7 protein-coding genes and 1 pseudogene are annotated in these 9,011 nt (G+C 43.4%); 2 read left to right on the top strand and 6 right to left on the bottom strand.

Annotation, left to right across the window (positions count from 1 at the left end; genetic code table 11):
• Nucleotides 1-80: 80 nt before the first annotated feature.
• The 4 genes from AAEY83_RS12415 to AAEY83_RS12400 all read right to left on the bottom strand — a co-directional run bounded on the left by AAEY83_RS12415 (nucleotide 81) and on the right by AAEY83_RS12400 (nucleotide 5,681).
• A complete protein-coding gene (locus AAEY83_RS12415) occupies nucleotides 81-563 on the bottom strand; it encodes a cytochrome c-type biogenesis protein (protein ID WP_020443538.1) in 483 nt (160 codons plus the stop codon).
• A gap of 83 nt (nucleotides 564-646) precedes the next feature.
• Entirely contained in the window at nucleotides 647-1,240 is a 594-nt protein-coding gene (locus AAEY83_RS12410; protein ID WP_025643927.1) for a DsbE family thiol:disulfide interchange protein, read from the bottom strand.
• Nucleotides 1,241-1,309: 69 nt separating this feature from the next.
• A complete protein-coding gene (locus AAEY83_RS12405; protein ID WP_025643925.1) occupies nucleotides 1,310-3,358 on the bottom strand; it encodes a heme lyase CcmF/NrfE family subunit in 2,049 nt (682 codons plus the stop codon).
• A gap of 121 nt (nucleotides 3,359-3,479) precedes the next feature.
• The gene (locus AAEY83_RS12400; RefSeq protein ID WP_025643923.1) at nucleotides 3,480-5,681 is read right to left on the bottom strand and encodes a heavy metal translocating P-type ATPase; all 2,202 of its coding nucleotides are present in this window, start codon (nucleotides 5,679-5,681) and stop codon (nucleotides 3,480-3,482) included.
• A 142-nt stretch (nucleotides 5,682-5,823) separates the two neighbouring features.
• Between AAEY83_RS12400 and cadR the strand changes: the two genes are divergently transcribed.
• The gene (gene cadR / locus AAEY83_RS12395) at nucleotides 5,824-6,234 is read left to right on the top strand and encodes a Cd(II)/Pb(II)-responsive transcriptional regulator (RefSeq protein WP_025643920.1); all 411 of its coding nucleotides are present in this window, start codon (nucleotides 5,824-5,826) and stop codon (nucleotides 6,232-6,234) included.
• 147 nt (nucleotides 6,235-6,381) lie between these two features.
• Here the strand turns inward: cadR and AAEY83_RS12390 are convergent, their stop codons facing one another.
• Both AAEY83_RS12390 and AAEY83_RS12385 read right to left on the bottom strand, forming a co-directional pair.
• Nucleotides 6,382-7,104 carry a CHAP domain-containing protein gene (locus tag AAEY83_RS12390; protein WP_025643918.1) on the bottom strand — a complete coding sequence of 241 codons (723 nt, stop codon included), beginning with the start codon at nucleotides 7,102-7,104 and terminating at the stop codon, nucleotides 6,382-6,384.
• 796 nt (nucleotides 7,105-7,900) lie between these two features.
• A complete protein-coding gene (locus AAEY83_RS12385) occupies nucleotides 7,901-8,545 on the bottom strand; it encodes a DUF411 domain-containing protein (RefSeq protein ID WP_025643911.1) in 645 nt (214 codons plus the stop codon).
• Nucleotides 8,546-8,784: 239 nt separating this feature from the next.
• Here AAEY83_RS12385 and AAEY83_RS12380 point away from each other — a divergent pair.
• Nucleotides 8,785-9,011, top strand: a pseudogene (locus AAEY83_RS12380) (apolipoprotein N-acyltransferase); the annotation flags it as partial.

Here is a 9,011-nt window from a genome sequence, read left to right as displayed (position 1 = left end):
TGGCATAATAGCAATCAGCGCAAATATAAGAGCAATCAGCAAGCTTAGAGTTACAAATAAGCCAAAAGTAGAAAATAGAGTCATTTTTTGTCCTCTAGGCTAGTAATGTCGTGGTCGACACTCTCAGCTTGCGATAATAGACGATCAAGCTCAGCCTTTTCCGTAGAGGTCAAGGCAGCAGTACTGTTCACTGTGACGCCGCTTTGACCACGGGCAACAACTTGGCGACGCTTACTTTGCCAAAACCAACCAATAATTAAGACGAGCAATAATAGTGGTGGAAAAAACCATAGGATCCATGTTGATGGTCGCATAGGCGGCTTGTAGCTAATAAAGTCACCGTAGCGCTCTTGCATATAGACGCGTATTTCAGCATCACTACGTCTATCTTTAATTAAATCATAGACTTTTTGCTTTAGATCCTGTGCAATCGGTGCATCAGAGGCTGCAAGGTTTTGATTTTGGCATTTTGGGCAGCGAAACTCTTCTATTAATCCACGATACTGAGCTTCTTGCTGTGGTGAGTCAAAATCGTATACGTCAATAGCTGCGTTTGCCGTCATGTTAAGCAGACACGCTAGTATTAAGCTTGCTAGTTTTAAAACTATATTGGGTTTTAGTTGAGGAGCTCTTATTCGAGTAACGTTCATTTGCACATCTCCTCAACCTGAATGAGATCAGGACTATCGTTGTTCTTATTAGCCTTATTAAGTACTGTCAGGCACGGCTTAACACGCTGTTGCCAATTGGCTTCATTAATCTCACCAACAATATGCTGACGAATGATGCCATCTCCATCCACAACAAAGGTTTCGGGCGCACCAGTTATGCCTAAGTCTAGAGCAAACTGACCCAATGAATCCTGAATAGACATAGAAAATGGATCACCGCCTCGGTTTAAGTAACTGAGCGCATTACCAATCTCATCCTTATAATTCACACCAACGATATCAACGCCGCGCTCTTCTAGTTGCATTAAAAACGGATGCTCAATAACGCAAGTTGGGCACCATGAGCCCCAAACATTAAGTAAAAACGGCTTATCCGGCAAATTATCATTGGTGATAGTACGGGTAGTATCTGCTAATAACGGCAGCTCAAAGGTAGGAACCGGACGCTCAAGAGCGGTATTGGTCACAATGTCTGTTGGTTTACCTAAGCGCATGTACAATATAACTACCAAACCAAAAAAGAGGATAAGCGGAATTAAGAACCATAGCTTCGTCTGCTTTTTTTTCATTGTCTTTGGGTTACGCTGCTTACTGTTTTGGCTATCTTTTTGCTCAGGAGTATTATTCGACATAGTCATTTATTTCTCCTTTAGTGTCGACATCGTCGATACTGAGATTGCCTGCTCAATAGCTACCTCATTGACTCCATAAGTAGCCAAACTACCAGTAACTAGCAACGGAGCTTTAATTTTTTTGATGCGGTATCGTTTATCAAGCATACTAATTAATCCACCTAGAGCCATGATAATTGCCCCTAACCAAATCCAGCGAATTAATGGTTTTACATAAATCCTTAATGCCCATTGGTTACTACCATCGGCAATAGGTTCGCCCAGTGCGACATAAACATCGCGCATAAGACTGGGGTCAATAGCAGCTTCAGTTGTTGGCATCGTGCTGATAATATAAGTACGCTTTTCTGGAGTCAGTTTCGCCACTTCACGACCGTCTTTGGATACCACCACTTGCGCTTGCGTTGCATCAAAGTTACTACCCTTTATTTCAAAAAATTCAGTTACTTCAAAATCGTAACCTTGAACATTGACTGTATCGCCAATACCCATTGCTACGTCACGCTCAATACTCAGGCTACTAGTAAAGGCTATGCCAATGACAGCAACCAATACGCCAATATGAGCAGTCTGTTGACCCCAATAGCTAAGACGCAGCTGACGCAGACCTTTAAAGAAATTAGGGGCGTTCTTGGTTTTGTCTCTAAAGTCAACGATCATCCATAGCAGTACCCAAAAGCTCACCGCTAAAGTCACGCCAATATTGAACATAGCAGATGGACTGGTAAAGTAGGCGATAATAGCAGCCAATACGATACTACTAGCGGCAATGGCGATACCCACCCCTAGTAACGGACGCTTATCTTGTTTCCAGCGAATATTAGAGCCCATACCCATAGCGATTAACAACAGCCATGTCAAAGGCACAAACAGCGCATTGAAGTATGGAGGCCCTACAGATACCTGACCGAGACTAAAGGCATCAGCGATAATAGGATAGAGGGTGCCGAGCAGCACCACTAAGGTTGCAATCAAAATGATGGCGTTATTGATCACTAAAAAGGACTCACGTGAAATCAGCTGATATTGACTTTCAACGGTTAAACGCCAACCGCGAACGGCAAACATTAATAGACCACTACCGATGATAATGCCAAGAATAGCTAAGATGACCAAACCACGCGTCGGATCAGCGGCAAACGAATGCACTGAGGTAAGGACTCCAGAGCGTACCAGGAACGTGCCAAGCAAGCTTAAGGCAAAGGCGAAAATAGCCAGCATGATGGTCCATGCTTTAAACACCCCGCGCTTTTCAGTGACTGCTAATGAATGCAGCAATGCTAAGCCGACAAGCCAAGGCATAAACGAGGCGTTCTCTACCGGATCCCAAAACCACCAACCGCCCCAGCCAAGCTCGTAGTAGGCCCACCACGAGCCCAGTGCAATACCAATGGTCAAAAATCCCCAAGCCGCGAGCGCCCATGGACGTGACCAGCGTGTCCAAGCAGCATCTAAACGCCCTTCCCACAATGCCGCCATACAAAATGCAAAAGGCACTACCATACCCACATAGCCCATATATAACATGGGCGGATGAATAATCAGACCGAAATCTTGTAGGACAGGATTTAAATCAGCGCCATCGACCGCTAGATTGGGTAAGGTACGCTCAAACGGTGACGAGGTAAATATCAGCATTGTTAGCATCATTAACTGTACACCGGCCAAAATAACTAATACCCGCGCACGCATTGATAACGGCAAGCCGCGACTAAAGTATGATACCAGTGCACACCATGTGGCCATGATGGTCATCCATAGCAGCAAAGAGCCCTCGTGTCCGCCCCATGTCGCCGATAACTTATAGTACCAAGGCAACAGCGTATTGGAATGCTGCGCGACGTAACTGAGGCTAAAATCATTATAATAAAAACCTGCTATCAAAGCGCCAAATGACGTTATCATGGCGGCAAACTGTGCCCAAGCTAAGCTAGGGGCTAGTCGTTGCCAAGCAACTTGGTTACGAATAACACCAATAGTTGGCAGAATTACCTGCAATAACGCCAATACAAAAGCGGTAAGCAAGGCAAAATAGCCCAATTCTGTAATCAACATACGGTCTAACCTTATTTACTCTAATGCGGTTGCAGTTTACTGTAGCGGTGGAATTTTTATTATTAGAACCCACCCCCGAAATCTGCTGCTATCTCTAGTTTTTAATTGATTTCGAAGGGTTTTATTTAACTACTTTAGGCGGAGTTACCAGTGGAGGCGCGCCTTTAAAGCGCAGTAAACGTAACGCATTGAGAGTAACGAGCACTGTTGCTCCAGCATCAGCTAGAACCGCAATCCATAGTCCAGTAATGCCGAATACGGTCGTGATCAGAAAGACGCCTTTGAGACCTAAAGCGAAAATGACGTTCTGATGAATGTTGCGCATGGTGGCACGCGAAAGTGCAATCAGATGGGCCATGTCTGTAACACGACTTTTTAATAATGCGATATCGGCCGTCTCAATGGCCACATCGGTACCACCACCCATCGCGATGCCAACATCAGCGGTTGCTAGTGCTGGCGCATCGTTAATACCATCACCCACCATCGCTATTTTGCTGTTATTCTTCATCTCGTTAAGCAAGCGCAGTTTGTCCTCAGGCAACAGCTCAGCTTCCCATTCCACGTCTAAATTACTGGCAAGTGCTTGAGCGGTTAAGCGGTTGTCGCCTGTTAGCATGACGGAGCGCACACCCATCGCTTTAAGTTGAGCCACACCTTCATGAGCGTCGTCTCGTAACTCGTCTCTTAGTGCGACCAATCCAAGCACTTCTCGACTTTGCTCATCGAAAAGAACTGAGACGGTCTTGCCCTCATTTTGCAGCGCCTCGATTTGTGCCTGTTGCTCGGCTGAAATTGATGCCTCATCTGCGGCATAAACAGGCGAACCGATAGCTAGCGCGCGCCCAGCGATAGTTGCGTGTACCGCTTTACCCGCAGTAGCAGAAGCTTTAGAAGCCACAGGTATGACAACTTTGGCGGCTTTGGCATGACTGACAATAGCTTCAGCAAGCGGGTGACTAGAACCTGTCTCCACACTGGCAAAGAGCGCCAATACCTTATCTTTACCTTGAGAATTCTGACCTTGAATACTTGAGTCCTCTTGTGTAAAGGCAACAACATCGGTCACGCGTGGTTTGCCTTCAGTTAAAGTGCCTGTCTTGTCAAAAGCGACTGTCTTCACTTGGCCGATGGTTTCTAAAGCACTACCGCCCTTGATCAGCAAGCCGCGGCGCGCACCGACCGCTAGACCAGAGGCGATAGCAGCTGGTGTTGAGAGCACAAGAGCACAAGGACAAGCGATCAATAATAAGGCTAGACCTCGATATAACCAAGTTGACCAATCTCCGCCCATGGTTAACGGTGGGACGATGATAATTAGGGCGGCAATAGCCATCACAGCCGGTGTATAGTAACGACTGAATTTCTCAATAAAACGGGCAGTGGGTGCTTTGGAAGCTTGCGCTTGCTCTACCAAATCAATAATGCGCGAAATAGTGTTATCGGCGGCTGTCTTTTCTACGCGCACTTGGAGCACACCATCGATGTTAATTGACCCTGCAAATACATTGTCACCCATCGTCTTGGCAACAGGAACAGACTCTCCCGTCACGGGCGAATCATCAAGGCTGGACGCACCTTGAACAATGGAACCATCAGCAGATACCCTATCTCCAGGACGCACCAGCACAAGGTCATTCACTTGTAATGAAGTCGCTGGAACGTTACGCTGCCCACCTTGAGCATCAAGTAAAATCGCACTTTTCGGAACCAGCGATGATAAGGCTCTGATGCCAGCGCGAGCGCGATCAGCAGCGATACTCTCAAACAGTTCACCGATTGAGAACAAAAAGACAACCGCTGCGGCCTCTTCAGCTTCACCAATGATAAGTGCGCCAAGCACGGCGACGGACATCAGCGTTTCAATTGAAAAGAATGAACCTGTTTTAGCCAGTGCTAAGGCTTTGCGTGCAAATGGAAAAACGCCTACAATCACAGCGATGGCAAACACCCATATCCCATAAGCGGGGAACAGTAGTGACAGTGCATAAGCGCTGCCCATCAAAATACCGAGACCAACAACCTGTTTGCCTTTTTGAGTTTGCCACCACCGCTTATCCTGCGGAGCCATCTGATTGTCGCTGTCAATATCAATAGCCGATACAGTTTGTTGACCAGTATTGGCAGATATACCGAACCCTAGGCTTTTGATGGTTTTTTCAATATCACTAGCCTGAGTCGGCGCATCAGGGGCCAAGCTTAGCTCTAGCGTTTCTGTAGCAAAATTTAGCTCAACATCAGAAACCCCAGGCATACGTTTCAAAGCTGTTTCAATCTTGCCGATGCAACTGGCACAGTCCATACCTTCAATATGATATTTCATAATAATTTACCCTTTGAATAATGATATTATGAACCCTCTAGTGGCTTTAGAGTCAAGGTTATTTATCTACAGTTTCGTAATTTTAATTTCTCTAGCGCTAGTCTTTACAGCCACTTTAATTATTTAAATCATAGAGGTTGTTATGACAATCAAAATTGGTGAGCTCGCTAAACGCACAGGTGCCACAGTAGAAACCATTCGCTATTACGAAAAGGAGCACTTATTACCCGAGCCTTTTCGTAGCGAAGGGAATTATCGTTTATATAATGAAGAGCACATTGAGCGTCTACAATTTATCCTACATTGCCGTACGCTCGATATGGCTTTAGATGATGTGCGAATCTTACTTGAATACTGGGAGTCGCCTGACAAGGACTGCGGCGATGTGAATAACTTGCTAGATGAGCACATTCATGCTGTGGAAATACGAATGGAAGAACTGATGCACTTAAAGCATCACTTGACCGTTTTGCGCCAGAAATGTGCAAGTAGTGCACCAGCGTCATCATGTGGCATTTTAAACGCGCTTGTCGATAACTCCTGTCATGAGTAATGATATCAGTAGTGTTCATTTCTGACGGATCAAATCATGAAAGGTTAAATACGCCCTGATGTTAAGCACAAAAAAACCCAGCAATGATATTAAGATCACTACTGGGTTGGAGGAAATAACAACTATGTTGTGCTGACTTAGAAAGTCTTATTTATCATTCATAGCAAGGTGGATATTACGATCTGATGCGGATGCGTCATCCACGTATTTTGAATCGCGCCATGTCGTATAAGCATAGACACCACTGTATGGGCTGATGCTGTTCTGACGGAAATCAGAAATCCAATTTTCGCCATCAAATATTTGGATATGGCCATGCGGGCGCTTTGATGAGCGATCATAGACAATAACATCACCTACTTGGGTTGGCATATCATTACTGATTTTGCTAAAACCTGCTTTATCAAGCGTGCCACGAGTGGCGTACTGATAGGCTGAAGGATTGGGTGTAAATTCATAACCAGCTGATTGTAGTGCTTTACGTACGTAACGGGCACAATATCCAGAGCTGCCAGATAAAGCCACTTTTGAGGCGCGAGCAGCAGCGATAGCGGGGGCTGAATTGCTGTCAGGAACTGTATTGACTTGCTGCTGTTGTTTTTCAGCGTATAAGCGGCTGTTTAATGATGAAAGCTGATTCTCTTTTTGCTTGGCCTGCGCACTTAGGTTGCTAATTGCTTGACTAATTTCATCATTATTAGAAACATAAGCACCACTTTTGGTGCTATAGATGTTTTTTGATGAACCGTAGTTTGATGCCACAGAAGTATTGGTGATGGTATTATTTGTTTGAGAGATTGTGATAGCAGCACCACTCGTTTGTGCTATGCCCATACCCAGTACTGACAAAATCAATAAAGCCTGTTTCATAAATCTAATACCTACGGTTAATTCAAAATCGTCTGTTATCAACAACAGCGCAGTCAATTAAATCTCAACAACACAAGTATATATACGTCATAGTGACTGATACTTCTGCTGCATATTATTCATATAAAAAATAATTATTGGCGATCACAGCTCATTGAAGTCTTACGAAGCTGTTACAAATCAAGCTGCTGACCAAAACACAAAGCCGACTTTAGCATAGGTTGTTTAGCCTGTCATTCCCCTTAAAAACCCCAAAAATACTTTTTTGATGTCGAAAAAATTGCTAATATCCCACATTTTACAATGTAAGTTTGTGTAACATGTACAGAATATAGCTGACTAGATTGACCACAATTTCTACTGTTTTATAAGCAAAAAAACGTCTGAGGGTTAAATCTATAATTTAGATTTAACCCTCAGACGTTTTTCTATTGGATGAAGTAATTACCCTATATAGGGTCTAACTAATTATTAAGATAATATAATAATTTATAATATTAATATAGATGTTAATTCCCTACTGGCTTATGTAATATTACGTAATTGTTTCGATACATCCTGTATATTCTTGTATTAACCCTTAATTATTTATCTATTTTAAGGGTTAATAACCGATAAATCCGCTTACATTGTCATCAAAAGTTACAAATTCAAAGTTATTTTTGCTTTTAAAGTCGCAATAGCTAATGATTTTTTTGATGAAGAATCATTTTATAAGCAATAGAACAGTCTTATACCTGCCTCATTTACTTTTAACGCTAACACTATAATCAAAGTATTCTTAACTGCTAACACACTATAATTGCTGCTCTACCGATTCAATATCAGCATAAACTTGGGTTGTCCCGTCTTTATTGAGCTGCATAACCTGATAGGGCATGAATTTATTTTGATACTCCATACCTGGGCTACCAATAGGCATGCCAGGTACGGCAAGACCCATAGCTTGTACTGGCGGATTTTCTAAAAACTGCGCCATATATTTAGCGGGTACATGACCTTCAAAGACGTAACCATCCGTAGTGACTACAGTATGGCAAGAACGCATTTCATTTGGAACGCTGTAGCGCTCTTTAAATACGGCTAAGTCCGCAACATCTTGCGCGGTTGCACTTAGACCATTATCTTCTGCATGACTTATCCATTCTTTACAGCAGCCGCAATTGGCATCTTTATAGACAGTGGCTGAGACGTTTTTTAGTAAGTCTGGTTTACTTACTGATGTCATCATAGAATTATTTATAACGTTTGGTTCAGCTGTCTTTGGAACAGCCAAAACATCTTCAGTTGATGCCGATGTTGTGCTTGCATCAGATACGCCACTACTCGGTTGGCTACAAGCAAATAGTGATGAGGCAGCCAGTAATAATAACGTACTACGCAACCCCTTAGACAGATAACGATTGAATATAAGACTGGATTTTATTTTTAAGGGGGTCATAGTGCTCTCTCATGTACTGTAGATATTGTGAGCTATAGAAGGTCAAGTAACACTTCATATCGTTTGGTAATGTAGCATAATAACCCATCAAACGGAGTACGTAAATTTATCCATTGAGCAGTGCGGACTGGTATCATAAGCAGTTTTCATTTTGAAATGCTGCCTGTAGTATTAACAGGTCTATCCGAGTTTTGGATTTTGACTAAAAATTCAAAACTCATAATTTTGGATAATTTGCGATGCGCCTGTCTACTATTAATCTACAAAAGCGTTTGAGTACTCACTCAAATCAATTACCGCTATGGTTTACGCTAGTAGCAGCATGGCTTGCAGGGGCTATTTTTTTATTTGCGCTAGCGCCTCATGGGTTCTGGCCGCTAGCAATAGTGTCACCAGCGATTTTATATGCGCTGTTGGTACCAAATATGAGTGGTCGTCGCGCTTTTATTATCGGTGAAGCTTACGG

The organism is Psychrobacter sp. TB20-MNA-CIBAN-0197 (genome assembly GCF_040309765.1).
Lineage (GTDB): Bacteria > Pseudomonadota > Gammaproteobacteria > Pseudomonadales > Moraxellaceae > Psychrobacter > Psychrobacter submarinus.
The sequence above is the reverse complement of the archived record's forward strand: the minus strand, read 5'-3'. Positions and strand labels throughout refer to the sequence as shown.

What these genes read in the sequence shown, in the direction of transcription:
- AAEY83_RS12415 (WP_020443538.1), bottom strand. Translation starts at nt 563, where the DNA reads ATGACGGCAAACGCAGCTATTGACGTATACGATTTTGACTCACCACAG.
- AAEY83_RS12410 (WP_025643927.1), bottom strand. Translation starts at nt 1,240, where the DNA reads ATGAAAAAAAAGCAGACGAAGCTATGGTTCTTAATTCCGCTTATCCTC.
- AAEY83_RS12405 (WP_025643925.1), bottom strand. Translation starts at nt 3,358, where the DNA reads ATGTTGATTACAGAATTGGGCTATTTTGCCTTGCTTACCGCTTTTGTA.
- AAEY83_RS12400 (WP_025643923.1), bottom strand. Translation starts at nt 5,681, where the DNA reads ATGAAATATCATATTGAAGGTATGGACTGTGCCAGTTGCATCGGCAAG.
- cadR (WP_025643920.1), top strand. Translation starts at nt 5,824, where the DNA reads ATGACAATCAAAATTGGTGAGCTCGCTAAACGCACAGGTGCCACAGTA.
- AAEY83_RS12390 (WP_025643918.1), bottom strand. Translation starts at nt 7,104, where the DNA reads ATGAAACAGGCTTTATTGATTTTGTCAGTACTGGGTATGGGCATAGCA.
- AAEY83_RS12385 (WP_025643911.1), bottom strand. Translation starts at nt 8,545, where the DNA reads ATGACCCCCTTAAAAATAAAATCCAGTCTTATATTCAATCGTTATCTG.